Annotated in this window: 22 protein-coding genes; 21 read left to right on the forward strand and 1 reads right to left on the reverse strand. The window is 36.7% G+C overall.

What is annotated here, in order from left to right; all coding sequences use genetic code 11:
* Window positions 1-178: 178 nt before the first annotated feature.
* On the forward strand, window positions 179-1,015 hold the full coding sequence (locus tag EJF25_RS14080) for a 4Fe-4S binding protein (RefSeq protein ID WP_125041702.1): 837 nt from the start codon (window positions 179-181) through the stop codon (window positions 1,013-1,015).
* Here the strand turns inward: EJF25_RS14080 and tilS are convergent.
* Window positions 1,000-2,280, reverse strand: a complete 1,281-nt coding sequence (gene tilS, locus EJF25_RS14085) for a tRNA lysidine(34) synthetase TilS (RefSeq protein WP_125041847.1) — start codon at window positions 2,278-2,280, stop codon at window positions 1,000-1,002. The genes EJF25_RS14080 and tilS overlap by 16 nt on opposite strands.
* A 267-nt stretch (window positions 2,281-2,547) precedes the next feature.
* Between tilS and EJF25_RS14090 the strand changes: the two genes are divergently transcribed.
* The 20 genes from EJF25_RS14090 to EJF25_RS14185 all read left to right on the forward strand — a co-directional run bounded on the left by EJF25_RS14090 (window position 2,548) and on the right by EJF25_RS14185 (window position 26,896).
* Complete coding sequence (locus EJF25_RS14090; protein ID WP_125041703.1) at window positions 2,548-3,492, forward strand: tyrosine-type recombinase/integrase; 945 nt, start codon at window positions 2,548-2,550, stop codon at window positions 3,490-3,492.
* A 299-nt stretch (window positions 3,493-3,791) separates the two neighbouring features.
* Window positions 3,792-4,376 (forward strand): UpxY family transcription antiterminator, encoded by a 585-nt coding sequence (locus EJF25_RS14095; protein WP_125041704.1) that lies wholly within the window; start codon window positions 3,792-3,794, stop codon window positions 4,374-4,376.
* Between the two features lies 1 nt (window position 4,377).
* A complete protein-coding gene (locus tag EJF25_RS14100; protein ID WP_125041705.1) occupies window positions 4,378-4,743 on the forward strand; it encodes a UpxZ family transcription anti-terminator antagonist in 366 nt (121 codons plus the stop codon).
* Window positions 4,744-4,761: 18 nt separating this feature from the next.
* The gene (locus EJF25_RS14105; RefSeq protein ID WP_200832913.1) at window positions 4,762-7,176 is read left to right on the forward strand and encodes an SLBB domain-containing protein; all 2,415 of its coding nucleotides are present in this window, start codon (window positions 4,762-4,764) and stop codon (window positions 7,174-7,176) included.
* 12 nt (window positions 7,177-7,188) lie between these two features.
* Window positions 7,189-8,319 carry a chain-length determining protein gene (locus tag EJF25_RS14110; RefSeq protein ID WP_125041706.1) on the forward strand — a complete coding sequence of 377 codons (1,131 nt, stop codon included), beginning with the start codon at window positions 7,189-7,191 and terminating at the stop codon, window positions 8,317-8,319.
* A gap of 31 nt (window positions 8,320-8,350) precedes the next feature.
* Complete coding sequence (locus EJF25_RS14115) at window positions 8,351-10,294, forward strand: polysaccharide biosynthesis protein (protein WP_125041707.1); 1,944 nt, start codon at window positions 8,351-8,353, stop codon at window positions 10,292-10,294.
* Window positions 10,295-11,162: 868 nt separating this feature from the next.
* On the forward strand, window positions 11,163-12,674 hold the full coding sequence (locus tag EJF25_RS14120; RefSeq protein ID WP_125041708.1) for an oligosaccharide flippase family protein: 1,512 nt from the start codon (window positions 11,163-11,165) through the stop codon (window positions 12,672-12,674).
* A 264-nt stretch (window positions 12,675-12,938) separates the two neighbouring features.
* Window positions 12,939-13,235 carry an IS66 family transposase gene (locus EJF25_RS25745; protein ID WP_262707212.1) on the forward strand — a complete coding sequence of 99 codons (297 nt, stop codon included), beginning with the start codon at window positions 12,939-12,941 and terminating at the stop codon, window positions 13,233-13,235.
* A 134-nt stretch (window positions 13,236-13,369) separates the two neighbouring features.
* A complete protein-coding gene (locus tag EJF25_RS14130) occupies window positions 13,370-14,794 on the forward strand; it encodes an NDP-hexose 2,3-dehydratase family protein (protein ID WP_125041709.1) in 1,425 nt (474 codons plus the stop codon).
* On the forward strand, window positions 14,791-15,834 hold the full coding sequence (locus tag EJF25_RS14135) for a Gfo/Idh/MocA family protein (RefSeq protein ID WP_125041710.1): 1,044 nt from the start codon (window positions 14,791-14,793) through the stop codon (window positions 15,832-15,834). Before EJF25_RS14130 ends, EJF25_RS14135 begins: the two co-directional genes overlap by 4 nt.
* Entirely contained in the window at window positions 15,822-16,697 is an 876-nt protein-coding gene (locus tag EJF25_RS14140) for an NAD-dependent epimerase/dehydratase family protein (protein WP_125041711.1), read from the forward strand. The genes EJF25_RS14135 and EJF25_RS14140 overlap by 13 nt, the downstream gene beginning before the upstream one ends.
* Before the next feature lie 16 nt (window positions 16,698-16,713).
* Window positions 16,714-17,835 carry a glycosyltransferase gene (locus EJF25_RS14145; protein ID WP_125041712.1) on the forward strand — a complete coding sequence of 374 codons (1,122 nt, stop codon included), beginning with the start codon at window positions 16,714-16,716 and terminating at the stop codon, window positions 17,833-17,835.
* 167 nt (window positions 17,836-18,002) lie between these two features.
* A complete protein-coding gene (locus tag EJF25_RS14150) occupies window positions 18,003-19,187 on the forward strand; it encodes an EpsG family protein (RefSeq protein ID WP_125041713.1) in 1,185 nt (394 codons plus the stop codon).
* A 4-nt stretch (window positions 19,188-19,191) separates the two neighbouring features.
* Window positions 19,192-20,178 (forward strand): glycosyltransferase family 2 protein, encoded by a 987-nt coding sequence (locus EJF25_RS14155; protein WP_125041714.1) that lies wholly within the window; start codon window positions 19,192-19,194, stop codon window positions 20,176-20,178.
* 5 nt (window positions 20,179-20,183) lie between these two features.
* Window positions 20,184-20,894, forward strand: a complete 711-nt coding sequence (locus EJF25_RS14160; RefSeq protein WP_125041715.1) for a hypothetical protein — start codon at window positions 20,184-20,186, stop codon at window positions 20,892-20,894.
* On the forward strand, window positions 20,855-21,454 hold the full coding sequence (locus tag EJF25_RS14165) for a right-handed parallel beta-helix repeat-containing protein (protein WP_160119420.1): 600 nt from the start codon (window positions 20,855-20,857) through the stop codon (window positions 21,452-21,454). Before EJF25_RS14160 ends, EJF25_RS14165 begins: the two co-directional genes overlap by 40 nt.
* A 448-nt stretch (window positions 21,455-21,902) precedes the next feature.
* A complete protein-coding gene (locus EJF25_RS14170; protein WP_125041717.1) occupies window positions 21,903-23,075 on the forward strand; it encodes a glycosyltransferase family 4 protein in 1,173 nt (390 codons plus the stop codon).
* A 439-nt stretch (window positions 23,076-23,514) separates the two neighbouring features.
* Window positions 23,515-24,606, forward strand: coding sequence for a glycosyltransferase (locus EJF25_RS14175; RefSeq protein ID WP_125041718.1), 1,092 nt, complete (start codon window positions 23,515-23,517; stop codon window positions 24,604-24,606).
* Between the two features lie 9 nt (window positions 24,607-24,615).
* Entirely contained in the window at window positions 24,616-25,590 is a 975-nt protein-coding gene (locus EJF25_RS14180) for an SDR family oxidoreductase (protein WP_025075868.1), read from the forward strand.
* A 34-nt stretch (window positions 25,591-25,624) separates the two neighbouring features.
* Window positions 25,625-26,896 (forward strand): nucleotide sugar dehydrogenase, encoded by a 1,272-nt coding sequence (locus tag EJF25_RS14185; RefSeq protein ID WP_025075867.1) that lies wholly within the window; start codon window positions 25,625-25,627, stop codon window positions 26,894-26,896.
* Window positions 26,897-26,942: the final 46 nt, after the last annotated feature.

A 26,942-nucleotide genomic window follows, 5' to 3' on the forward strand; every position in this document is an offset into this window, starting at 1 on the left:
TGCTTGATAGCTACAGATATGCATGCATATGTTTTATTCTTAATTATGAATTAGGGATGTTAATGTTGAATCGTAGAAAGTTTCAACGGGGCAAAGATAATAAATATTTTTGGTTTCATATACAATCAGCCTTTTTTTTCCATGTAAAAGCCTATCTTTGCTGTATAAAAAAAATAGTATGACAGTAAATGAAGCTCATTTAATTTATTTTTCGCCTACCCATACTTCTAAACAAGTGGCAAAGGCGATTGTTCAGGGAACAGGCATAAAAAATGTGATTCCGGTGAATTTAACTATGCAAATGGCTGAGGAAACTGTGATTCCTGCGTCTGCATTGGCCATTATTGTAGTTCCTGTTTATGGAGGACATGTAGCTCCATTAGCTATGGAACGTTTGGAAAATATTCGTGGAGTAGATACTCCTGCTGTATTGGTTGTAGTCTATGGAAACCGCGCTTATGAAAAGGCGTTGATGGAATTGGATGCTTTTGCCATTCCTCATGGATTTAAAGTGATAGCAGGAGCCACCTTTGTTGGAGAGCATTCTTATAGTACAGCTCAGTCTCCGATAGCCCAGGGACGTCCGGATGATTCTGATTTGGATTTCGCTAATGAATTTGGAAATAAGGTTATGGAAAAGATACAGGCTGCTCCTACTTCTGATAAACTTTATCAGGTAGATGTACGTGCCATCCGTCGTCCCAGTCAGCCTTTCTTTCCTTTGTTTCGTTTTCTGCGGAAGGTTATTAAATTGCGTAAGAGTGGTACTCCACTTCCCCGTACCCCTTGGGTGGAAGATGAAAGTTTGTGTACTCATTGCGGACTGTGTGTAACACATTGTCCGGTAGGAGCTATTATTAAAGGGGATGAATTGCATACGGATGCAGATAAATGTATCAAGTGTTGTGCATGTGTGAAATCTTGTACTAAAAAGGCAAGAGTATTTGATACTCCGTTTTCTGTTATATTATCTGATTGTTTTAAAAAGCAGAAATTACCTCAAACCATTCTGTAAATTACTACTCTTCGGGTGTTTTTATCAATGCGGAAGCGGTTATCCGTCCTTTCACCTATCAGCCAGGCGATTTGTTCGTTGCAGCAAAGTACCCATTGGCGTTCTTTCTGAGTGATAGAGAATTTACGGTCGGTCAGATAATCGCTTACTTTTTTCTTTCCTTTCATTCCAAATGGAATAAAAGTGTCTCCTGTTTGGCATCTGCGAAGGGTAATGGTTCCACTTAGTTTATCTGCATCAAAGCAAGCTACTTCTTTTTCGTGGGGAATTTGGAAATCGGTTGTGTATTCACCTTCTTCTCTGATTAACTGAAAAGAAGGTGTATCTTCTCTCTCCGGTCGTATCTTTTCCAATAACAGGAAATCACGATCTTTGATCACTTTCCACTCTTTGTTGCTGAATTGTTTTCCCGACTGCCCGTCGAGTGAATGGTAGATATCTTTGATTTGTGTCGGGTTAAATCCCAGTGGGTGTAATATTTCAAATAAAACGGTTTCGGGAGCGGGTTCTTGCAATATGGCGCTGATTAGAATACCTTCCGAAGTTATCACCCTGGCTTTTGCTTCCGATATACTTTTATTATATATGGTAGCTACATCATTTAGGTGATTGCTTGTTGTAATTAGGCTATTTTTGATGGCTGGGTTGATTTCCTGCATCAGTGGAAGTAAGTGGAGTCGGATTTTATTACGAGTATATTCGTCCTCCAGATTAGTGCTGTCTGTAACATATTTTTGTTTGATATTTTGTAAATAGCAGATAATTTCTTTCCGGCTGACACAAAGAAGTGGGCGGACTATGTACCCGTTTATAGGACGTATACCTAATAAACCGGTGATCCCTGTTCCACGAATGAGATTTAATAACATTGTTTCTATACTGTCGTCTTGGTGATGGGCAACAGCGATCCTATCTGCATGACATTCAATTCTTTTCTTCTCAAACCATTCGTACCGAAGCTCTCTGGCAGCCATTTCTATCGAAATACGTTTCTCTTCAGCATATCGGATTGTATCGAAATCAATGATGTGCAATGGAATATTATATTGTTGGCAAAGCTGGCATACAAACATTTCGTCGCGGTCAGATTCCTTACCTCGTAGGTGAAAATTACAATGTGCAGCTTCACAATCATAGCCGAGTGAATGAAGAATACGCAATAGAGACACTGAATCGGCTCCACCACTCAATGCTACAAGTATTTTACTGTTTTGAGAAAATAGTTGTTCTTTTTCGATGTATCGTATGACTCGCTGTTCAATCATATCTGCAAAGGTATGATTTTTATCGAAAAAGCAAAAAATAAATAATCGGAGGTAAGTATTCATATTTTATTATTTTAATGCTATCTGTCTTATACAGAGTGTATCAAAGCATTTTTTCTTATTATGTATAAAGAGGAGAGATTCTGTTCGGTGTCAATGGATACATCAATAATGTGAGAACTGTAATTTAGTTAATTTTGTCTGCTCATGGATGAAGTAATCATTGCTTGTTTTCCATGTTGTAATGAATAAAACAAGAGTAAAATTATGAGAAAAGATGGATTTAGCCGGTGTGCAGAGCGTTACATCGGCCGTTTAAGAGGAGAGGGTCGTCACGCTACAGCCCATGTGTATGAGAGTGCATTAAGGTCTTTCACTCGTTTTTGTGGTGTGTCTGGCGTATCTTTCAATCAGATTACTCGAGATCGCCTGCGTCATTATGAGCGTTATCTTTACGAGAGTAGTCTTAAACCTAACACAGTTTCAACGTATATGCGTATGCTTCGTAGTATTTACAATCGAGGAGTAGAGTCCGGTAATGCTAACTATGTCCCTTTATTGTTTCATGAGGTTTATACGGGGGTGGCTGTTCATCAAAAGAAAGCTTTGCCTGTTGGGGAACTCCATCGATTATTATATGAAGATCCCGGTACGGAACGTTTACGACGTACTCAGTCCGTTGCGGGTTTAATGTTTCAGTTCTGTGGAATGTCCTTTGCCGATTTTGCTCACTTGGAGAAAACGGCTTTGGAACAGAATATTCTCCATTATAACCGTATTAAAACTAAAACTCCTATGTGCGTAGAGATACTTGATACTGCCCGAGATACAATAAGGAGTCTTCGTAATCGTTTACCTCCCCGACCTGGTTGCCCTGATTATCTTTTTGATATTCTATGCGGTGACAAGCCACGAAAAGATGTGCGTTCTTATCGGGAATATCAATCAGCACTCCGTAACTTTAATAATAGCCTGAAATCTCTGGCACGGGCGTTGAAGCTACGTTCCCATGTCACATCTTATACACTTCGTCATTCTTGGGCTACTACAGCTAAATATCGTGGAGTCCCTGTCGAAATGATAAGTGAGTCTTTGGGACATACCTCTATCAAAACTACTCAAACTTACCTTAAAGGTTTTGAATTAAGAGATCGTACAGAAGTTAACAGGAAGAATTTATTTTACGTGAAAAATTATTTTGTGACTAAGTGAATTTGTGTAAATTGTTGATTTATAGTAATGAATTATGTGCGTTACTTCTTAGGTAACGGATGTGAATTCGGCGCAAAGATAGACAAAATTATATATAGACAGCAAATAAAAATCTCTTTTTCTTCTCAATATATGGCAAATAAATATCTGAACATGAAATGGTCCAATCTTCATGTTCAGCAGTTATATGTCTTGTTTTCAAAAGAATACCCTCGATCACTAAAGATTAATACTCTTTTATAGCTACCCCATATTCATCCGTTACCTAAGAAGTAACGGATGAATATGGGGTAAAAAATATGATTTCATTAGAAAAAAAATCAGTAATTGCTGGGCCTATTTATGGGACAGGGGAAGGCGTAGCACACCCAAAACGTTGGTACGTTGCAATGGTTCGTATGCATCACGAGAAGAAAGTCGCCGAGCGTTTGGGCAAAATGGGGATTGACAGTTTTATTCCTGTTCAGCAGGAAATCCATCAATGGAGTGACCGTCGTAAAAAAGTAGAAGCTGTTCTTCTTCCTATGATGGTCTTTGTCCATGTTACACCTAAAGAACGCATGGAAGTTCTGACTCTTTCCACTGTCAGCCGCTATATGGTGATGCGCGGTGAAAGTACTCCTACGGTCATTCCAGATGATCAGATGGCCCGTTTCCGTTTCATGCTCGACTATTCAGAAGAAGCCGTTCACATGAACAGCACTCCTTTGGCTCGCGGTGAAGAAGTTCGTGTGATCAAAGGTCCTTTGGCCGGTCTTGTTGGTGAGCTGGTGACTATGGATGGCAAAAGTAAAATTGCCGTTCGCCTGGATATGTTGGGTTGTGCCTGTGTCGATATGCCTATCGGTTATGTTGAACCGTTGCTAAGCCGGGTAAGCGTCTAAGATGGATACGAGCGTATTACAGGAGAAAATCGACAACTTGTTAAGTTCAGTTCATAAGTTACTTCCTGACGGGAGTAACTTGGATATCTATGCCGATGACCTATCTTTTTTAAATAAAAGCATTCACGACCAGATTAATGAGCTATATTTTCAGCATGGGAGAACTTCGGAGGAGGAAGCCACTTTGTGTTTAGCTCTTTTAATGGGATATAGTGTGTCGATGTATGCTAATCCCGAAGACGAATTAAAAAAACACACCATCTTACTTCGTACCCGTAACATTCTTTCCCTTCTTCCCCCATCACCTTTAAAAGAAGACCTTCTTTTAACTTATAATGAATTACAACACTCATTCTCAATTAATTGATATTTATTTGATTAGTAAATGAAAATACAAAACCTATTTCGCTTATTTCTATTAGTTCTAGTGTTGAGTAGCACCTCTTTGCTGATGGCTCAGACTATGAGTGACCAACAAGTCCTTGAATATGTCAAAGAGGGTATCAAACAAGGCAAGGAACAGAAACAAATGGCCGCAGAATTAGCCCGTAAAGGTGTAACCAAGGAACAAGCCATTCGAGTAAAAGAATTATACGAGAAACAGAATAATGTAAACACTTCCAATGCTACCGGTACAGATATAAATGAATCTCGCCTTCGCGAAGAGATGAAAGAAAACACTTCCGACATGTTGGAAGACCATCCCAGTACTCAAGATTTATCCCGCGAAGATCAAGTATTCGGACGCAATATCTTTAATACTAGAAATCTGACATTTGAACCAAGTTCCAATCTTGCTACTCCGCCTAACTATCGCTTGGGCCCCGGCGATGAAGTCATTATTGATATCTGGGGCGCCAGCCAGAATACCATCCGTCAAGCTATCTCTCCTGACGGAACGATTAATATCCAGAAGATCGGTCCTGTCTATCTGAGTGGTCTGACCGTTTCTGAAGCCAATGATTATCTGAAGAAATCGTTGAATAAAATCTATAACGGCCTTAATAACGCTACCGATCCGAGTTCCGATATTCGCCTGACCCTGGGCAATATCCGTACCATCCAGATAAATATCATGGGAGAAGTCGTTCAGCCCGGTACCTACGCCCTTTCCGCTTTCTCCACAGTCTTCCACGCCCTCTATCGTGCAGGCGGTGTGAGTGATATCGGTAGTCTGCGCAACGTCCAACTAGTGCGCAATGGCAAGAAACTTACCACCATCGACGTCTACGAATTCATCATGAAAGGCAACGCCCAAGATGACATCCGTCTTCAGGAAGGCGATGTTGTCATCGTTCCTGCCTATGACGTTCTGGTAAAGCTAAGCGGTAAAGTAAAACGCCCGATGCGTTTTGAAATGAAGCCAGACGAACCCCTTTCCACCTTAATCAAATACGCCGGTGGCTTTGATGCCGACGCCTATACCCGTTCTTTGCGTGTTGTACGCCAGAATGGTGAGGAATACGAAGTAAATACAGTCAAAGATATCGATTATAGCATCTATAAGATGCGTAACGGTGATGTAGTAACCGCCGAAGCCATCCTGAACCGCTTCACCAACAAGCTTGAAGTTCGCGGTGCAGTTTATCGTCCCGGTATCTACCAGCTGAGCGGTACCCTGAATACCATTCGTGAACTGGTGAATGAAGCCCAAGGTCTGACCGGTGATGCTTTCCTGAACCGTTCAGTTTTATACCGTCAGCATGATGATTTAACCACCGAAGTATTACCCATCGATATCAAGTCCATCATGGACGGCACTTCTCCTAATATTGCCTTGCAAAAGAACGATATCCTATATATCCCCAGCATTCATGATTTGTCCGACCGCGGTAATATCACCGTTCATGGTGAAGTCGCCAAACCCGATTCCTATCCTTATGCCGATAACATGACCTTGGAGGACCTGATCATTCAAGCAGGTGGTTTACGCGAGGCCGCTTCAACCGTTCGCGTTGATGTAACCAGACGCATCAAGAATCCCCGTAGTACGGCCGATAACGACACCATTGGCCAAATGTTCTCTTTTTCCTTGAAAGACGGTTTTGTCATCGACGGTCAGTCCGGTTTTGTTCTTCAGCCCTATGATGAAGTCTATGTCCGTCGCAGTCCGGGTTACCAGGCACAACAAAACGTAGGTATAGAAGGTGAGATATTGTTTGGTGGTACTTATGCCTTGACTAGCCGCGAAGAACGTCTCTCTGATTTGGTGAATAAGGCCGGCGGTGCTACAAATTACGCTTACTTACGTGGTGCCAAACTGACTCGAGTAGCCAATGCCAGTGAGAAAAAACGTATGGCGAATGTGGTTCATTTAATGCGACGTCAGTTGGGAGAAGCGATGGTTGATTCTTTGGGAATCGATGTTGAGGATACCTTTACCGTAGGCATTGATTTGGAGAAAGCATTAGCTAATCCTAAAAGCTCGGTTGATCTTGTTCTACGTGAGGGTGATGTCATTTCCATTCCGAAGAATACGAATACAGTCACTATCAACGGTGCTGTAATGGTGCCAAATACAGTATCTTACTTAGAAGGTAAGGATGTTAATTATTATTTAAACCAATCTGGTGGATATTCTGACAATGCCAAGAAGAGCAAGAAATTTATCGTATACATGAATGGTCAGGTGACTAAGGTAAAAGGTAATGGTAGAAAACAGATTGAGTCCGGTTGTGAGATCATTGTTCCGAGCAAGTCGAAGAAGCGTACTAATATGGGTGAGATTTTGGGTTATGCCACTTCTTTCAGTTCTTTGGGCATAATGATTGCTTCTATTGCTAACTTGATAAAGAAATAATAGATACCTATTATGACAGAACAGAAACTAGATAAAGAAACCCTATCTGTTTCCAACACATCAAAAGCAGATGAGATGGAAATTGATCTGATGGATATTTTACGCAAAATAATCGGTATCCGCAAGACTTTGTATAAGGCTGCTGGGATAGGATTAATCATAGGCATTATAGTTGCTTTAAGTATTCCGAAACAATATACTGTTCAAATTACCTTATCTCCCGAAATGGGAAACTCTAAAGGAAACAATGGGCTTGCCGGTCTTGCCGCTTCTTTTTTAGGTAGTGGAGCAACAGTTGGTGATGGTATGGATGCATTGAATGCCTCTCTTTCGTCTGATATTGTATCTTCTACACCTTTTTTATTGGAACTTTTAGAGATCAATGTTCCTGTTTCAGATAAAGGCGGGAACACAACTTTGACATCTTATTTGGATACACAGTCTTCTCCTTGGTGGAGCTATGTTTTTGGTATACCTGGTATGGTAATAGGTGGTGTGAAATCATTATTTACTGTTGACAATGAAGAGAGTACTGTTGATAAAATGAGATCTGGAATGATTACATTAACCAAAGAAGAAAAAGAAAAAATAGATGCTTTAAAGAAAAATATATCGGCTACAGTAGACAATAAAACAGCCATGACTAGTGTTTCTGTGGTTTTTCAGAATCCTAAGGTTGCTGCAGTTGTTGCTGATTCGGTTGTCCATAAATTACAGGAATGTATAACGGGTTATCGTACTTCCAAAGCTAAGGAAGATTGCATATATTTAGAGAAACTATTTAAAGAGCGTCAGGACGAGTATTATACTGCTCAGAAGAAGTATGCGACTTATGTAGATACTCATGATAATTTGATTCTTCAGAGTGTTCGTGCTGAACAGGAACGTTTACAGAATGATATGAGTTTAGCCTATCAAGTTTATAGTCAGGTTGCTAATCAATTGCAAGTAGCCCGAGCAAAAGTTCAGGAAGAGAAACCTGTGTTTGCGATAGTAGAACCTGCCGTCGTTCCACAACAACCTTCCGGTACAGGAAAGAAGACGTATGTGATACTTTTTGTATTCTTGGCTGTAGTTGTCACGTCAGTGTGGAAGCTATGGGCAAAAGATCTTTTGGATAAGCTGAAGAAAGAGCTAGTATAATGTTTAAAGGGGAATCTATAGATATATCATCATGAAGAAATCATTGGAAAAGTTCCTTCAATACACCAGTCGGAATTTTTTTAGTTGCTGGCTGATTTTGGGGGTAGATACAATTATTGCCAGTTTATGTACATTGTTTACATTTGTCGGCATTCATTACATTACAGGTATAGACTGGAATGCGATTCAATTGATTAAGGTAATAGCTGTTGCTTTATTGTCAAGTGCAGTTGGAGATCTGATATTCAATACATTCCGTAATACGATTCGTTATTCCGAGATAAAGGACCTGTGGCGTATCACCTGCAGTGTTTTGTTTAAAACGGCTTGTATGGCTGTTTTTGTTTTCTTCTTTTTTGAGGGGGATAAACTATTCGGCAGTCAGAATCTGGTATTTGTCATTTCTGACGGAATGCTAACTCTAGTCACTTTGATAGGTCTGCGAGTCTTAGTCATTGTCACCTATGAATCCTTAATTGGTATTGTCCGTAAAACAGATACAAAGATCTTAATTTATGGCACTGACGACAAAAGTGTTGCTCTTAAAACCCGTTTGCGTAATAGTTCTCATTATAAAATAGTGGGCTTTTGTATCTATAGTCCTGACCATAGTCGTCGAATACTGGTGGACTCTCGGGTTTATTCTTTTAGTAATAAAGAGAGTTTTGATCTTCTGATAACAAAACATCATATTCAGGGCATTCTATTTGCTCGTAATGAATCCATCAAAGAAGAAGAAAATCGCTTGCTTGAATACTGTAAAAGTAGCGGCATCAAAACAATGATAGCTCCTTCTATCAGTGAGGCTGATACAGATGGATTCTTTCATCAATTTGTTCGTCCCATTCGGATAGAAGATCTCTTGGGACGCGAAGAAATCAAAATCGATATGCAAGAGATTGCTTTCGAATATTGTAATAAGACTATCTTGGTAACAGGAGCAGCCGGAAGTATTGGTAGTGAGTTGTGCCGTCAGTTGGCTCAGATTGGAGTCCGTAAATTAATCTTGTTTGATTCTGCCGAAACTCCCCTTCATAATGTCCGTTTGGAGTTTGAGAAGAAATATCCTAATATTGATTTTGTCCCTGTCATTGGTGATGTTCGTGTGAAACAACGCATACGTATGGTTTTCGACCTATATCATCCTCAAATCGTGTTCCACGCTGCCGCTTACAAACATGTTCCCTTAATGGAAGAGAATCCTTGCGAGGCAGTTTATGTGAACGTAATTGGTTCCCGTCAGATCGCAGAAATGGCGGTGGAATATGAAGCTGAGAAGATGATTATGATCTCAACGGATAAAGCTGTCAATCCAACGAATGTGATGGGAGCTTCCAAGCGTTTGGCTGAAATTTATGTCCAAAGCTTGGGAACTGCTATCAAAGAAGGCAAGGTCAAAGGTAAGACTAAATTTATCACTACCCGTTTTGGAAATGTACTAGGTAGTAATGGTTCCGTAATTCCCCGTTTCAAAGAACAAATCGAAAATGGAGGGCCTGTGACGGTAACTCATCCTGATATCATTCGTTACTTTATGACTATTCCCGAAGCTTGTCGTTTGGTAATGGAAGCTGGTATGATGGGGCAGGGTAATGAGATTTTTGTCTTTGAAATGGGAGAACCAGTGAAGATTGTAGATCTTGCTGTGCGTATGATTGAATTGGCCGGTTATCGCTTAGATGAGGATATAAAAATCGAGTTTACAGGTTTACGTCCCGGTGAAAAGTTGTATGAAGAATTATTGAGCACTGAGGAGAACACTCTTCCAACTTCCAATAAGAAGATCAAAATTGCTAAAGTTCGTCGTTATGAGTATAATGACGTGTTAGAAGCTTATGCTGATTTTGAGAATCTTGCTCGTAATGTAGAGATAATGAATACAGTTGCTTTAATGAAGAGGATTGTCCCAGAGTTTATTTCTAAAAACTCCCGGTTTGATGTCTTGGATAAAGGAAACTCTTTAGGTGAAAAATAAATTTGCCAATAAGAAAAATATTATGAAGATAACAGGAAGTGGTTATCGAACATATTTTTGTTTGTTGCAAGCCAAAGGTCGGAACGGCAGGAATCTCGATAGAGTCTTTCTACGGCTCCAACAAAGTCCCTTATAACCTGTTTGAGCGATGATGCAAGAATGTTGATATTTTTCCTATTGAAATGATAGGGAATGAAGTTGATGATAACAAAGAGGATATCATACAATTAGCGTATTTTCCCCTAGTTCGTCATGCTGGATAAACAGAAGTTGGTTTTGGAAGTCGTCTTTAGTAATACCCTGACCGTACAGCACCAGAATGTAGACTATCCCTCTTTGAAGTTGCTCATTGAAAAGTTGGAAGGATTATGTTAGTGCTAAACGGAGACATTCGATTGTGGCGTATAATTAATGTGAGCTATATGTGTTGGGGGAAATATAGTTTGTTTCAGATAGCTAAAGATCCTACATATAGATAACATGGTGGAGGAACATGCGTACGTCCTTTATAGTATCTCTCAAGAATTCTTCTCACTTCAGCAGTGAAGAGGTAAGGGGGAGGATTGCTCTAGTCTTTTTTGACCATTATTGAAACAATAAAGATGTATCTCTTTGACATCAAGGGATACATCACTCATGTGTATCGTGAAATAATGTCTGGAAATAAAAAACTACGAAACATTGATTTCATCAGTTGTTTCATGCTGATAATAGTTAAATCAAAGTTAAATTTAAAATGTTCGAATCTCTGCTTTGCTGATTTTAGAGGTTGGAGTGCTTACAAAAGTGGATATGTGTTTTCAGTACTCATCTAAAAGAGCATAAAACCTCTTTGGAACGTTAGTTAACTAAAAAGAAGAATTTTATTATGAAAATATCCTCGGAAGTAAAAGATACTAATATAGAGGAAACTCAGTCTTATAGAAGTATTTTCAAGTCAACATCATTGTTTGGTGGAGTTCAGGTGTATAATATACTACTTAGCATTATTAAAACAAAATTCATCGCAGTTCTTCTTGGAACAACAGGAATGGGAATTATGGGTCTCTATCAAAGTACTATATGTCTTATACAAGGTTTTACTAATTTTGGACTTGAACAGAGTGCTGTAAGAGATGTAAGTGCAGCTAATGCATCTGGTTGTACTGAAAAGATAAGTCATATTGTAGCTGTTATACAAAAACTTGTTTGGATTACAGGTTTATTAGGAATGCTATCTATGTTAGTATTTGCTTCTTATTGGAGCAAATTGACTTTTGGAAACAATGACTATACAATTCCTTTTATTCTGTTGAGTATTGTTCTGCTACTGAATCAAATCGGTGCAGCCCAAAAAGTGATTCTTCAAGGAATGCGAAAATTAAGTTATTTAGCAAAATCATCTGCAATAGGTGCAACTGTTGGATTAATTGTTTCAGTTCCTCTTTATTATTGGCTTGGTATTAAAGGAATTGTCCCAACTTTAATATTAACAGCGCTTACCACACTATTGATTACATGGTATTATGTTAATAAGGTAAAAGTAAAAAAAGAAAAAGTAACGATAAAGCAGGCAGTAGTCGATGGTCAAGTTATAATGAAGATGGGAGCTACGATGGCATTGAGTAATATTATGACCATGTGTATATCTTATTTGCTAAGATGGTTTATAAGAACCCAGGGTGGTATTGATGATGTTGGGCTTTTTGCAGCTGGTTTTACAATCATTAACACATATACTGGTCTAGTTTTTACAGCAATGACAACAGATTATTATCCAAGATTAGCTGCGGTGAATAAGAATATTGAAAAGGGAAATACAATTATTAATCACCAAATAGAAATAGCTATTCTTATTGTTGCTCCTTTAATAGCTTTATGTATTGTTTTTATGCCATTATTTGTAAGATTGATATATTCTGAAAATTTTTTAGAGGCAGATCTTTATATTATTTGGGCTGCAGTGGGTATTTTGTTTAAAGCTATTTCTTGGTCTATCTCATATAATTTCATAGCAAGAGGCGATGCGAAACAGTTTATTAAGAATGAAATATTAGCTAAATTCTATGAGGTACCACTACAACTTATAGGTTTCTATTTTATGGGATTAGAAGGTCTAGGTATAGCTACTCTTGCATATTTTCTAATTTACACAATTCAACTTTACATAGTAGGACATAAAAAATTCGACTTTACATTTAGTAAATCTTTTGGAAAATTATTTGTACCGCAGTTGCTTTTAGTAATATTTGCTTTAATTATTGCTCTTGTATTGAAAGAATCTTTGAAAACCTATTTTATAGGTGGCATTGTAGCTGCCTCTTCTGTGTGTTTTTCGTTAAAAGGATTAGATCGTAGAATCTCTTTACTTAGTGTGTTAAAAAGTAAAATATTAAGGTAAGAGTAGCCTTTGAAATATTTATATAGTTAAATAAGTAGTAAGCGTTCCAAAATGATATCTGTTAGCATCCAATTTTGACGTATTATATAAAGAGTAAAAATAGAATTTTGTAGCTTTAAATCAAAAGGCAATGTATAGCTACAATGATTTTGAACGTCTTTGTATCCGTTACAAGGCAGTGACTGTTTCGGCAGGGAGCTCAATAGAGTCTTTCTGTGACTTGAACAAAGTCTCTTACGACCTGTTTGAAAGATCAGTATTGTAATTTATCGTTACGAGGATGGCTCCAGAAAACGGGATACGTTGAAACACATATTGAAGGATAGTCAGGCGAAAGTCCTTCAGTCCGACGGATATAATGTCTATATGTATCTCGACGACAAACTGATTGACGTGGAGCATCTCTGTTGTATACTTCATGCCTGTACCAAGTTCCAATACACATATGAACAGGGTGGAGACGTGGATATGGGATTTTTTTCGATGAGATTGTCAAAGGTCGTAGGGATTTATGATAACTTATTGTCACTGATCATCGGAGTAAGTAATAACAAATACTAAAATACTGTCCAACTTTTGATTTTGTTTATAGGAAAACCTCCTTTTAGCGGCTTTCCTTGACAGACATGTCAAAATTGAATGCTAACTATAGAATATCTAAGAAACACAACATTTTTATAAACTATTTATAATATATGCATATAGAACAAATAGAACTTGATTTTCTTATTTCTGCCATCAGTCAAGGCAATGTTATATCAACTGAAAAAGTCCTTGTCTGGATGAAACAGCAGAATGATGAAGTAGTGAGCAATATCGGACAGATTCCACTTGAAGAGGTTCGAAACTGGAGCTATAGAGATGATAGGTTACGACATGATTCTGGTAAATTCTTTTCCATTGATGGTATACGAATTGCAACAAATTATCTCGATGTATCTACGTGGGATCAACCAATTATAAATCAGCCTGAGATAGGTTTTCTTGGTTTCATCACTAAGAAGATTGGTGGAGTTGTACATTTTCTTGCCCAAGCTAAAATAGAACCAGGAAACCTAAATATTGTTCAACTTTCTCCAACACTGCAGGCTACTCGGAGTAATTTTATGCAGGTACATGGAGGAAAGAAACCGAATTATTTGGATTATTTCAATGGAGTGAGGAAGGTACATGTACTTGTTGATCAACTCCAAAGCGAGCAGGGGGCAAGATTTTTGCAGAAACGCAATCGTAACATCATAGTGGAGATTTCAGAGAATGAGGAAATAGAGATTAAGGAGAATTTTATATGGCTTTCTCTTGGTCAATTGAAAGAACTGATGCGATATCCGAATGTGGTGAATATGGATTCGCGTACAGTAATTTCATGTATTCGATTTGGAAATTATTCCGAGCATTCTCTTAAGATGATGTCAGCATTCTTGAAGTTAAACACCAAGAGTGACGACCAACTGATATATTCAATGTTGAGTCATAATAATCACTTGCATGAATTGGAGGAGATTATACAATGGATGACTTCATTGAAATTCAAGTATGAATTGGATGTAGAGAAAATTGGTATTTCTAAGATGAATAATTGGATTTATGATGGTAATACTATCCATCATGAAGCTAATAAGTATTTTGATGTAATCGGTGTTCGTTGTGAAATTGCCAACCGTGAGGTTGTGTCGTGGGATCAGCCGATGGTACGTTCTGCTCAGCATGGTCTGATGGGATTCCTTGTGAAGAAAATTAACGGTATTTATCATTTTCTTGTTCAAGCTAAACTGGAGAGTGGTAACTTTGACATCGTTGAAATGGCTCCTACAGTTCAGTGCCTTACGGGAAATTACCGTAAGGGTTTAAATGAATACACTATTCCTTATTTGGAATATTTTATGAATGCTTCAAAAGAGAATATTTGGTATTCTACATATCAGAGCGAAGAAGGAGGAAGATTCTTTCAGGAACAGAATCTGAATACTATCGTTGAAGTAGGGGATGATTTTCCTGTGGAGGTAGACCTTAACTATTGTTGGATGACACTTAATCAGATGCTTTCGTTTGTGACTTATAACAATTATCTAAATATCGCAGCGCGCTCGTTGTTGTCGGCAATAAGCTTTGTTAAATGATAAGAATAGGAATAATATGTCCTTCTGAAATAGCATTCAGAAGATTTTTGCCTGCATTAAAGCAAGTAAAGAACTTTACTTTTGCTGGAATAGGTGTCGCTAGTGCTGAGGAATGGTATGGTAAAGGAGTTAATTTTGATGCAGAAGCAGAGGAGAGCCGTTTAGAAAAAGAAACTGCAAAGGCGCAGACCTTCATTGATGAATGGGGAAGTGGAAAGATAACCAAAGGATATGAAAATTTAGTGTCTTTAGATGATATAGATGCTGTATATCTTCCTTTACCACCAGCATTGCATTTTAAATGGGCTAAATTGGCTTTGGAGCATGGTAAGCATGTATTTGTAGAGAAACCTTCTACAACAGATGCTGTTGATACTAATGGATTAATAGAACTTGCTCGCAAAAACAATCTTGCTTTCCACGAGAATTATATGTTTGTTTATCATGAGCAACTTAAAGTTATAAATGATGTTGTGGAAAGTGGAGAAATTGGGGATATACGACTCTATCGTATTTCTTTTGGTTTCCCTCGTCGTGCTCAAAATGATTTCCGTTATAACAAATCTTTAGGCGGAGGTGCTTTGATTGATGCAGGGGGGTATACTATTAAGTATGGTTCCTATTTGCTAGGGGATACAGCTAAATTAACAACTACGCAACTCAATTATATCGATGAATTTGGAGTCGATATGTATGGATCAGCTACAATGGTTAATGATAAAGGTGTTACTGCACAGTTAGCTTTTGGTATGGACAATGACTATAAGTGTGACATTGAAATTTGGGGAAGTAAAGGAACAATTACTTCTAATCGTATTTTTACTGCACCTGCTGGTTTTGAACCTGAATACACCATCAAAAAGAACCAAGCTTACGAGACAAGAAAACTTCCAGTTGATGATGCTTTCCGAAAGAGCATAGAGCAATTTGAGGCTTGTATAAAAGATGAAGTGTTCAGAGAAAATGAATATAAATTAGTTGGCACTGAAGCAAAGTTACTGACAGACTTTAGAGATATGGCTGGATTATGTGTAAAGTAGCAATTATAGGCTCAAAGGGCTACATTGGTCGTCACTTGGTTTGGTACTTGAAGGAACATAAAGGTATCATTGCCGAAGAATATGATATAGTTGATTCTCATGAAGAGTATTATCACAAAGTGAATATGCTAGAAAAAGAAGCTGTAGCAGGTATTGACCTGAACGTGGATTATATTTTCATGATGACAGGTTTGACAGGAACTAAAGCAGGCTTTGATAGTTATGAGCAGTTTGTGGATGTAAACGAGATCGGGTTGCTTAATTTACTAGATGCAATCCGCAAATCTCCATATAGACCAAAAGTAGTATTCCCTTCAACAAGGCTTGTATACAAAGGAGTAGATAAAGCCTTGAAAGAGGAAGATGAGAAGGATACAAAGACTATTTATGCAGTTAATAAAATAGCCTGTGAAGGATATCTAAAGGCTTATAGTTATAACTTTGATATTTCTTTTACTGTATTCCGTATCTGTGTGCCTTATGGTAATATGTTGGATGATAATTACAGTTTTGGTACTGTGGGCTTTTTTATAAAAATGGCATCAGAAGGAAAGGATATTACTATGTATGGAGGTGGAACAAATAAACGTACTTTTACTCATCTTTACGATATTTGTTATCAGATGGTGGAAGGTGCTATGAATCCAGCTTCTGACAATCAGATTTATAATGTCGGTGGCGAGACTCATTCCCTTCATGATGTCGCTGAAATATTTGCAGAGAAATATGGAGTGAATGTAGTAGCAGTGCCATGGCCTGAAGCAGATGGGAGAGTGGAGAGTGGCCACACTTATTTTGACGATTCACATATACAGTCATTGTTGGGTGAACTTAAATATAAGAAACTAAAAGATTTGTTGTAAGAAATCTAGTCAATCTATGAAAATATTATTCTTAGGTGAGTATTCTGGAGCTTTTCTTGAAATTTGTAAAGGCTTGAATAAATTAGACGTCGAAACTTATAGAATTTCTGACGGAGATAGCTATAAACATATACCAACTGATTATTTGATAAAAGTAAAGCCATTTTCTAATAGGTATGCATCAATATTGCATTATAAAGTTTGGAATAGGCTTGGTATTTCGAGATTATTTCTTTTCCTGAAAATTTGGAAATCTTTGAAGATGAAATTGGTAGGATATGACGTCGTAATGCTTAATAATCCTAGATTTTTCCCATTTGGAGATTTAATCAATAGATATATAGTAAGTTACTTAGTAAAGCATAATAAAAAAATATTTATGGCAGTATTAGGTGATGACTATTATGTAGATAGATGGTATTTTGCAAATGATAATAAATCTTTGATGTATAAAATGCATAAAAGAGATAAGATTATCTTTGAATTGTTTTTTGGAAAATATCTAACGGATTATATTGTAAAGAAGACTACTGCTATAATAGCACCGACATGGGTATATAAATCTGCTTATGAATGGACTGGCAAAACGTCAAAGTTGATACCTTTTGCTTGTGATGAGAGTAGAATAGGAATCCCTTTTTGTATAAAAGAAGGAGAACCTATTAAAATTTTTCATGGATGGCAGAAAGGTAAAGAATACCGTAAAGGAAATGACGTTTTTGATAGAGTTATTAAGAAGGTCGTTCTTAAATATGGGAATAAAGTTGAATATCAAATAGTACAAGGCGTACCATTTGAAGAGTATCAAAAAATGTACTCAGAGTGTCATATCTATATCGATCAGCTTTATGCTCATGACAAAGCTACTAGCGGAATGTATGGAATGGCTGCAGGTAAAATAGTTTTTGCAGGGTTTGAAGAAGAGAGTCTGCAAGAATATCCTCATTACAAAGGGGAAGAAATAGGAATACCTTCAAGTATGGATGAAGACATTCTTTATAAACAATTCTGTGATTTGATTGATGACCCTCGCAGAATGGAACGAATCTCAAAAAACGCAATAGAATTTGTGATGGCTAACCATGCATCAAGGAAGGTTGCTCAAATGTACCTTGATGTTTGGAATTCTGTACAGTAGCTTATAAATTTTACAATTGTGTCTAACCCTACTGCGTCTCTTGAAACATTGATTAACGGGAATACTCAACAGCCCTAGCTCTTCAAAAATCTGAATAAGTAGCTTAGGGTGAATTGGGGTATAGTCGTGTAACATAGATTTTGGAATGTTGAAAAAAATATTAAAAAATGTTGTTAGGATTTGATAAAGAATTTCAGACTATATTTTTGTTCATTTTTACTTTGCTGATATTCTTTGTCGTTCCGTCTACATATTTGAATCTTAAGGGTGGGAAATTAGAGAAGATATATAACAAAAGTCTTTTAAGAGATGGGCGTTTTTGGGTAGTGTGCATAGTCTACTTTGTAATTTTCGGATTCAGGTATGACTATATGCAGGACTGGAGTCAGTATGTAAGATATTACGAATATATTCAGTCGGGAGGTGAGAACAACGGTTGGCGAGAGCCAGGTTTTTACATATTCGTAAAGATGTTGACGATACTGGGATTCAACTATTACGCTATGTTCGTAATAGAGTGTTTCATGTGGATATTTTCTATATGTTATCTTTTTAAAGATAATAGAAAATATTTGGTATGGGTATTACCTTTCGTTTTCGTTACCTCTACTAATTTGGCTTTGGTAATATCTCGACAATTTTTTGCAATGTCGTTTTTACTTTTAGCTTATCGAGATTATTGGGACGGTAAGAATTTAAGGGCACTGATATTTGCCTGCATAGCACCCATGCTTCATTTTTCTGCTATCATTTGGATACCTGTGTTTTATTTTCTAAAAAAGATAGAGTTTGTAAAGCCTGTATGGACAGTTTCAGCTTTCCTCGTGATTACTGTGTCATCTTCTGTTTTCTTTGATATTCTCGCTTCATCTGCAGAATCAATCACAGTGCTTTTCAACCTTTTTTTCGATTCGGCAGTGTACGATGTATCGACCTTAGATTCGTTACAGTCTGAGACGACGGGCGCTAATCTACGTCAGATGCTCACACTAAGTGTAACACGAGGTATATATATATATAGTTATTACTATTTTCGAAAGCGCGGACTTCTTAGCAATCCAATAATGAACAATATTGCTCTGATAGGTAGCTTGGCAATCATTGTTGATTTGTTGTTGGGTTATAACATGATTTTTTCCCGTTTTGCAACTTATATAAAAATATTCTATAATATAGGTTGGGGCATCTTTGCATATATGGCTTTTGTTCGAGTTAAAGCAGCCAGTACCATATCTAAAATACTCATATTCTTAGCTATGTTTTATATGTTTGGTAGCTTTTTTCTCGGTTTAGGTGTTCGAAAGGCGAAGGTTTCAGATGTAAACCCATTTCTAATTTACGAAATTAAATAAGCATATGTTACTAAGTATTATAATTCCTGTATATAATGTCGAGAAATACATACGTAAGACTTTAGATAGTATCTATAATCAGGCGTTCCCATATGAAGATCTGGAGGTCATTGTAGTTAATGACGGTACCCCTGATCATTCGATGAAAATTGTTGCAGAGTTTGATAAGGCTCGTAGTAATTTTCATGTGATTAACCAGACAAACAAAGGTCTTAGCGGGGCACGTAATACTGGACTTCTAGCTGCTCAGGGTAAGTATATTTGGTTTGTTGATAGTGATGATTGGCTTGAAGATGGGTGTATTGATAAGATTCTTCATCTGTTAAAATCAGCGACAGAGGATGTATTCGTTTTCAGAATTAAAGAATATGATGAGGAAGGAAGAATGATTAGAGAAAGGCGTCATCCTTATCCTGACGGTTATTGTTGTACTGGCAAAGAATGTATGCTTAATGAAAAATTCATAAATACTCCCGTTCAAATATATGTATTTAGACGGAAATTTCTATTGGATAACAAACTTGACTTTGTTGAAGGTCTTATACATGAGGATATGGAGTTCGTTCCTCGGATGATGATTTTTGCGCAGTCTGTTGTATTTCAGCGAATCTTTTCTTATTGCTACCTTAGAAGAGTATCGGGGAATATTACCTCAGACAAAACGTTGAATCCTAAAAGACTTAAGAGTTTACTATATATAGTCGATAGATTTGAACGACTTGCCAAGCATTCCGATGATAAAAAAGCAAGAAGAATCTTTGTAAAGTATCAGGCTGGAATTGTATTAGGTATTTATTATCGTGCCACAGATGATATGATAGAGAATAACGCGGAGGGTATAATGAATCGTGAATATATCACAAGTTGTAAATCAATAGTGATGCATTGTCTTCGATACGAAAGAAATCTTCGTCATATATTGCGAGATTTATTGTTCTTGTTATCAGTAAAGCAGTATCATAGAATCATGGTTCGTAAATTTATGAAATGATAGGTATGAGTAGAATGATGAAATATGCCCTTCTTTTATTTTGCATATCAATATCTTTTATTGCTAGTGCAAAGAAAATAGTACTCCCTCAAAACTTCGAAAACGGGAAAAATGTACTTAGACAGTCTATGCTAACTGTACCTGGTGCAGAATATGTACTATGTTATAAGTACGACTTGTTGGGTGATACAATTACTATGCCTAAGGGGGCTTCTCTTTCATTTAATAGCGATGCTTCAATAAGTAATGGTTTCTTTAAAGGTAACAATTCAAATGTTAAAGCCGATGTTGCCTTTGTTAGATTCTATGGAATTCAATTTAGTGGTGATTGGAATGTGAGACATATTTATAGTACGTGGTTTAATATGAATGAAGATACTGAAGCTAATACAAGCAATTTCCGAAGTATGTGCATGCTTACTGGGGATAATCACAAAGGTACTATCCATATTGCAAGAGGAAATTATACAGTAAAAGCCGATAAAAAGTATCCATCAGTTATGGTACTAAATAGTAACACAGAACTTATACTTGATGGAACTATTATTTTAGAAGGTAACGAACTTGAACGTTACAACATTATTGATATAAATAGTAAACGTAATATTGTAGTGCATGGCTTAGGAATAATAATGGGGGATGTTGCTACCCATATTGGCGATAAAGGGCAATGGGAATGGGTATTTCTGTACAGACTTCTGATAATGTTGACATAACAGATATTAAAATTAAGAATTGTTGGGGCGACTGTATCTATGTGGGCCAATCGATAAGAGAGCGAGGTAACATTTGTCGTAATGTACGCATTCAGAATGTAGTATGTGAATCCGGACGTCGTCAAGGGTTAAGCATAATCGCAGGTAAGGATATCCTTGTGAAAAATTGCGAATTTATCAAAATCGGTTCTATTAAATTCACCGCCCCAGGTGCTGGTATTGATATCGAGCCAAATCACCCTCAAACTATTATGGAGAATATTATAATTGATGGATGTAGCTTTGGAGAGAACATCAAGGGTAAGGATCTTGCCATTATCAATCTTGATAAAACGGCAAGTATTAAAATACGTAACTGTTGTTTTGATCATAAACTAGTTTTTTGGGATAATAGTTACAATATTGAGGTTGAAAATTGCGTCATAAATATTTTGGATATAAATAAGGCGGAAAATATCATCATCAAAAATTCTTCGTTCAAAAAAAACATCTCGCCGAGAGTACGGAAACAAATTAAAGTTTTGAAGAACTGTTCTTTTCCAAAAGAAAAAATACAGTGATAGCACTTCCTGCCGTTGTTATAGTTGGTCTTGGCTTAATTTGGAGTGGAAGAAATGAAATTAAAAGAGCCTCGTAATTAATACGGTTTTCTGTGATATTCCTAAAGATTCTGCATGAGCTGATTTGAGGAAGAACCGAATATGAGACCCTTTGTCCATGTGAATAGGGTAAATATTTATTCGAAAAGCCTTTAAAGTCGACATGTTACAATAATGCAATTGCTAAAATATATGATTAAGAGCTTTTTTATAACTATACTTGTTCGTTTTTATAAGTACTTGATAATCAGTATGTATTGTTTTGAAATAGGGGGACGATATTTACGTAAATAGGCTTAGATCATTGAAAAATATAAAATAACACTAATCCTAAAGTTTTGTGGGTGCCTTTTATACATTCAATGGAGAAAAGTTTATACTCACTTTGGGACGCTTACTTGATTAAGAAATGAAAATATTATATCTTACTTCACCTAACTTTTTTGATTTAGAGATTTCTTACATAAGAGAATTATCCAAGTTGGCTGACGTACGAGTATTGTTGTATGTAGCACCTATGAATCTGAAGTCTTCAGCATTCAGTTTGGATAGTCAACTCAAAAAAGAAGAAATTGTTATAGCTACAGAATATCCTGGCATGGAAAAATACGACGGAATGATAGATCGTAAGCAGTGGTTTATTGTGAATGATTACACCAACTTCTCTTTGCTCTCTTGTTATCGTCTTAATAAGAAAATGATTAGATTCATGAATGCTTATAACCCTGATATTGTGCATTTAGTGGGTACTGGCAAACAAAAAAGTATGCTTGCTGCTATGATGGATGGCAAACGAAAAATGTTACTATCTGTTCATGATGTAATTGAACATAGGAATAACGAATCATTTAAAATACAACTGTTATATAAAGTTCGTAATTTTGTGATAAAGAAGATGCACAATATTTTGCTTTATTCATATATTTCGGATGATATTCTAAAGAAACAATTAAACAATATTCCTCATACTATATATCATTCTACATTGGGGGCATATGATTTCTTAAATTCGTATCCCTTAATAAGTAATCAATATGGTAAATATGTATTATTCTTTGGTCGTATAGACTATTATAAAGGTGTAGATATTTTAGTGGAAAGTTACCTTAAATCAAACTTGCCAAAGCAAGGAATAAGACTTGTGCTGGCAGGAAAAGATAATGTGGGGATCGTGAAGAATATGGATAATGAAAATGTCATAATCCTTAATAGATATATAGAAAATGATGAATTAGCTAATCTTATAAGAAATAGTATGTTTGCTGTTTTACCTTATCGAACTGCAACTCAGAGTGGTGTTACAAAATCTGCTTTTGCATTAGGAAAACCAATGTTGTGTACCGATGCGGGTAATTTACCTATTGAAGTGATAGATGGAAAATATGGAAAGATAGTAAGGGCAGATGATTCTTCTCATTTAACAGCAGGACTTAATTGGATGGTTTCTAATACAGATATATTAGGTGTTTATGCTGAAAATATAAAGACAGATTGGAACGAGAATGGTCAGTATTCATGGAAATGTATAGCTAAAGATATGGTAGCTAATGTATATGAAAAAATTATAGAAAACAACTTATAAGGGGCCAATTAGAGTTTTACAACTTCTATATATGAATTGTGGTGGGCAGAGGGTATACTTATGAATCTTTATTGAAAGATTGATAGAACAAGGTTCCTGTTTGATTTTTTCGTACATTCACAATAAAAAGGTTTATTCGAAGATGAGATTACTATGTTGGGACGCATTTTTAGGGTATAGGTCTTTAAGGGATATACATCCTAAGATTTTGAAAGGAACACATATGATTCACGGAGAGAAAGTTTATCAATAATCCTACCTTGTTTAATGATCTTATAGATTTGCACGAAGTGTGCTACACAATATGTTGAAGTGATAATTGAGGAGATTAAAAATAATTAAATCATATAACAATATTTTATGCACCATTTGTGGAGGTGTTCGGACTTAGCAGGATTTTTTTATACAAAGAAAAATAGGAGGCATCAAATAGCTACATATGAAGATACTACAATTTGAAAATCGGCTTCAGCGAGGAGGAGGAGCTGAAAAATTTCTATTAGATTTAATTATTGCTGAGCATCAAAATAATGAGGTGGAAGTTTCATTATTAAATCTTGTGGCTCCTTCAACTGATGAGTTTAGTAATCATATTAAGAGCGTAGGCATTAAAGTAGATAAATTATCTACTTCTCTCTATTCGCCACTTAATTTTATAAAACTTTGGAAATATATAAGGGATAACGATTTTGACATTGTACATGTACACCTATTCCCTTCTCTTTATTTTGCTGTGGCTTGTAAATTCTGTCAAAAGAAAAAGCCGGTATTAGTATACACAGAACATAGCACTAATAATCGTCGTAGAGGCAAGAAAATTTTCCAGATTTTTGATAGATTCTTTTATAAAAGCTACGATTGCATTTTCGCTATCTCTGAAAAAGTAAAAGAGTCCCTTGAAAACCATGTTATAGGATTACCAATTACTGTGATTAATAATGGAATAGATATTTCTGCAATTAAACAGACACCTTCGGTCAATATTCGAGAAGAATTAGGATTATCTGATAGTACAGTTCTTTTAACTATGGTCTCACGTTTTGCATGGATGAAGGATTATAAGACAGTATTTCAGAGTATGAAAAATCTGCCAGATAATATACATTTTTTATGTGTAGGTGATGGTGAGGGACTTGAGGAACATCGACGGATTGTTGGTAATGAGGGTTTAAATAATAGAATTCATTTTTTAGGTTTGAGATCTGATGTGATTGGGGTAATGAAAGCCTCTGATATTATTATTCTTTCATCAAAATATGAAGGATTTAGTATCAGTATGCTCGAAGCAATGGCATGTGGAAAACCCTTTGTTGCAAGTGATGTTCCAGGTTTAAATGATAATGCCGCAGGAGTAGCTGACTTTTTTGAGTATCAGAATGCAGATTTACTCGCTTCGGTAGTAAAATCTCTCATTAGTGATAGAACACACTATGATAATGTTGCTCAACGATGCTATCAGTTTGCAGAGAGATATGACATCAATTATATAGCACAGAAATATATTGACGAGTATAAGAAACTAAGAAAATAATATATTAATATGACTTACAAAGAGTTACAATTTCCTGCGAGAAGTCTATTTCTTGTAACAGGAGGTGCCGGGTTTATTGGATCAAATTTGTGTGAGGCCATTCTTAATCTTGGTTATAAGGTACGCTGTTTAGACGATTTGAGCACCGGAAAGCAAGAGAATGTGGATTTGTTTCTAAATAATCCTAATTATGAATTTATTAAGGGAGATATCAAAGATTTTGACACCTGCATGAGAGCGTGTGCGGGTGTAGACTATGTACTTAATCAGGCGGCATGGGGAAGTGTGCCTCGTTCTATAGAAATGCCTTTATTCTATAGCTTGAACAATATTCAAGGTACATTGAACATGTTGGAGGCAGCTCGCCAAAATGGAGTGAAGAAATTTGTGTATGCATCAAGTTCATCAGTTTATGGTGACGAGGCTAATTTGCCTAAAAAAGAAGGCGTGGAAGGCAACCTTCTTTCTCCGTATGCATTGACAAAACGCTGTGATGAAGAGTGGGCAAAACAGTATACACGACATTATGGACTTGATACTTATGGTATGCGCTATTTCAATGTATTTGGCCGCAGACAAGATCCTCATGGTGCCTATGCCGCAGTACTACCTAAGTTTATCAAGCAGTTACTGAACGATGAACAGCCCACTATTAATGGTGACGGAAAACAGAGTCGTGACTTTACTTACATTGAAAATGTGATTGAAGCAAACTTAAAAGCATGTATGGCCTCACATGAAGTAGCAGGACAAGCTTTCAATATTGCATATGGCGGTCGAGAATATCTCATTGATATTTATTACACATTAACAAAAGCTTTAGGAAAGAATATAGATCCTAATTTCGGTCCTGATCGTAAAGGTGATATCAAGCACTCTAATGCCGATATTAGTAAGGCTAAGGAAATGCTTGGCTATGATCCTCAATATGATTTTACAAAAGGTTTAAATGAGGCAATTGCCTGGTATAGAGAGAATTTGTAAACACTTTTTGTATAATTAATCTCATAAATATATTATGGAAAAGAAAATTAAAATAGCCGTTATTGGTCTTGGCTATGTAGGGTTGCCACTTGCACGTCTTTTTTCTACAAAGTATAAAACAATTGGTTTTGATATGAATCAGCATCGTGTTGATGCCCTTATGGATGGTCACGATGCGACTCTTGAGGTCAGTGATGAACTTCTTCAAGATGCAATCAATAATCATGGATTTGTGTGTACGGCAGATATTGAGCAAATTAGAGATTGTAATTTTTATGTAGTTGCCGTACCGACTCCAGTAGACGAGAATAACAATCCTGATTTAACCCCGCTTTACGGGGCAAGTACTACAATTGGTAAAGTAATCAGCAAGGGCGACATTGTTGTTTATGAATCAACAGTATATCCAGGTGTTACAGAAGATGAGTGTCTTCCGGTTGTAGAAAAAGTATCTGGTCTGAAATTCAATGAGGATTTCTTTGCAGGCTATTCACCAGAACGTATAAACCCAGGTGATAAACTTCACACAGTAGAGAAAATAAAGAAGGTGACTTCAGGTTCTACTCCTGAAATAGGTAAGGTTGTAAACGATGTTTATGCATCGGTAATCACCGCAGGAACTCATCTTGCACCAACGATTAAGGTAGCGGAAGCTGCTAAAGTAATTGAAAACTCCCAGCGTGATATTAACATTGCTTTTGTAAATGAGTTGGCTAAGATTTTCAATTTGATGGGTATCGATACTCAGGCAGTTTTGGAGGCAGCAGGTACAAAATGGAATTTCCTTCCATTCCGCCCCGGTTTGGTAGGTGGTCACTGCATTGGTGTAGACCCTTACTATTTGGCTCAATGTGCTCAGCGTCATGGATACAATCCTGAAATTATCCTAGCTGGTCGTCGTATGAATGACGGTATGGGGGAGTATGTAGCTAACCAAGTGATTAAATTAATGCTGAAAAAGGGGATTCAAGTACTGGGTTCAAGTATCTTGATTCTTGGTTTCACTTTTAAAGAAAATTGTCCAGATTGTAGAAATACGAAGATTGTAGATATCGTTAAATCACTCAAGGAGTATAACTTGAATTTAACTATTTACGATCCATGGGCTAATCCTGCAGTGGCAATGCATGAATATGGTATTGAAATCACAAATAAACTGCCTGCTGACAAATTTGATGCTGTAGTACTGGGTGTTGCTCACAATGAGTTCACAGGAATGGATGTAAAATTATTCGGCAAAGAAAAGTCAATCGTTTACGACGTGAAATGGGTATTACCTAATACAGAAGCTAACGGAAGATTGTAATTAAATCAAAAACAATTCCTACCTATGTATAGCATAGATTTGGAAC

It is taken from the genome of Bacteroides faecalis, from assembly GCF_003865075.1.
Lineage (GTDB): Bacteria > Bacteroidota > Bacteroidia > Bacteroidales > Bacteroidaceae > Bacteroides > Bacteroides faecalis.

Coding starts and splice junctions, on each gene's coding strand:
- EJF25_RS14115 (WP_125041707.1), top strand. CDS start 8,351: ATGAAGAAATCATTGGAAAAGTTCCTTCAATACACCAGTCGGAATTTT.
- EJF25_RS14185 (WP_025075867.1), top strand. CDS start 25,625: ATGGAAAAGAAAATTAAAATAGCCGTTATTGGTCTTGGCTATGTAGGG.
- EJF25_RS14165 (WP_160119420.1), top strand. CDS start 20,855: ATGGGTATTTCTGTACAGACTTCTGATAATGTTGACATAACAGATATT.
- EJF25_RS14105 (WP_200832913.1), top strand. CDS start 4,762: ATGAAAATACAAAACCTATTTCGCTTATTTCTATTAGTTCTAGTGTTG.
- EJF25_RS14110 (WP_125041706.1), top strand. CDS start 7,189: ATGACAGAACAGAAACTAGATAAAGAAACCCTATCTGTTTCCAACACA.
- EJF25_RS14175 (WP_125041718.1), top strand. CDS start 23,515: ATGAAGATACTACAATTTGAAAATCGGCTTCAGCGAGGAGGAGGAGCT.
- EJF25_RS14080 (WP_125041702.1), top strand. CDS start 179: ATGACAGTAAATGAAGCTCATTTAATTTATTTTTCGCCTACCCATACT.
- tilS (WP_125041847.1), bottom strand. CDS start 2,280: ATGATTGAACAGCGAGTCATACGATACATCGAAAAAGAACAACTATTT.
- EJF25_RS14100 (WP_125041705.1), top strand. CDS start 4,378: ATGGATACGAGCGTATTACAGGAGAAAATCGACAACTTGTTAAGTTCA.
- EJF25_RS14135 (WP_125041710.1), top strand. CDS start 14,791: ATGATAAGAATAGGAATAATATGTCCTTCTGAAATAGCATTCAGAAGA.
- EJF25_RS14170 (WP_125041717.1), top strand. CDS start 21,903: ATGAAAATATTATATCTTACTTCACCTAACTTTTTTGATTTAGAGATT.
- EJF25_RS14095 (WP_125041704.1), top strand. CDS start 3,792: ATGATTTCATTAGAAAAAAAATCAGTAATTGCTGGGCCTATTTATGGG.
- EJF25_RS14090 (WP_125041703.1), top strand. CDS start 2,548: ATGAGAAAAGATGGATTTAGCCGGTGTGCAGAGCGTTACATCGGCCGT.
- EJF25_RS14120 (WP_125041708.1), top strand. CDS start 11,163: ATGAAAATATCCTCGGAAGTAAAAGATACTAATATAGAGGAAACTCAG.
- EJF25_RS14140 (WP_125041711.1), top strand. CDS start 15,822: ATGTGTAAAGTAGCAATTATAGGCTCAAAGGGCTACATTGGTCGTCAC.
- EJF25_RS14180 (WP_025075868.1), top strand. CDS start 24,616: ATGACTTACAAAGAGTTACAATTTCCTGCGAGAAGTCTATTTCTTGTA.
- EJF25_RS14145 (WP_125041712.1), top strand. CDS start 16,714: ATGAAAATATTATTCTTAGGTGAGTATTCTGGAGCTTTTCTTGAAATT.
- EJF25_RS14160 (WP_125041715.1), top strand. CDS start 20,184: ATGAGTAGAATGATGAAATATGCCCTTCTTTTATTTTGCATATCAATA.
- EJF25_RS14155 (WP_125041714.1), top strand. CDS start 19,192: ATGTTACTAAGTATTATAATTCCTGTATATAATGTCGAGAAATACATA.
- EJF25_RS14150 (WP_125041713.1), top strand. CDS start 18,003: ATGTTGTTAGGATTTGATAAAGAATTTCAGACTATATTTTTGTTCATT.
- EJF25_RS14130 (WP_125041709.1), top strand. CDS start 13,370: ATGCATATAGAACAAATAGAACTTGATTTTCTTATTTCTGCCATCAGT.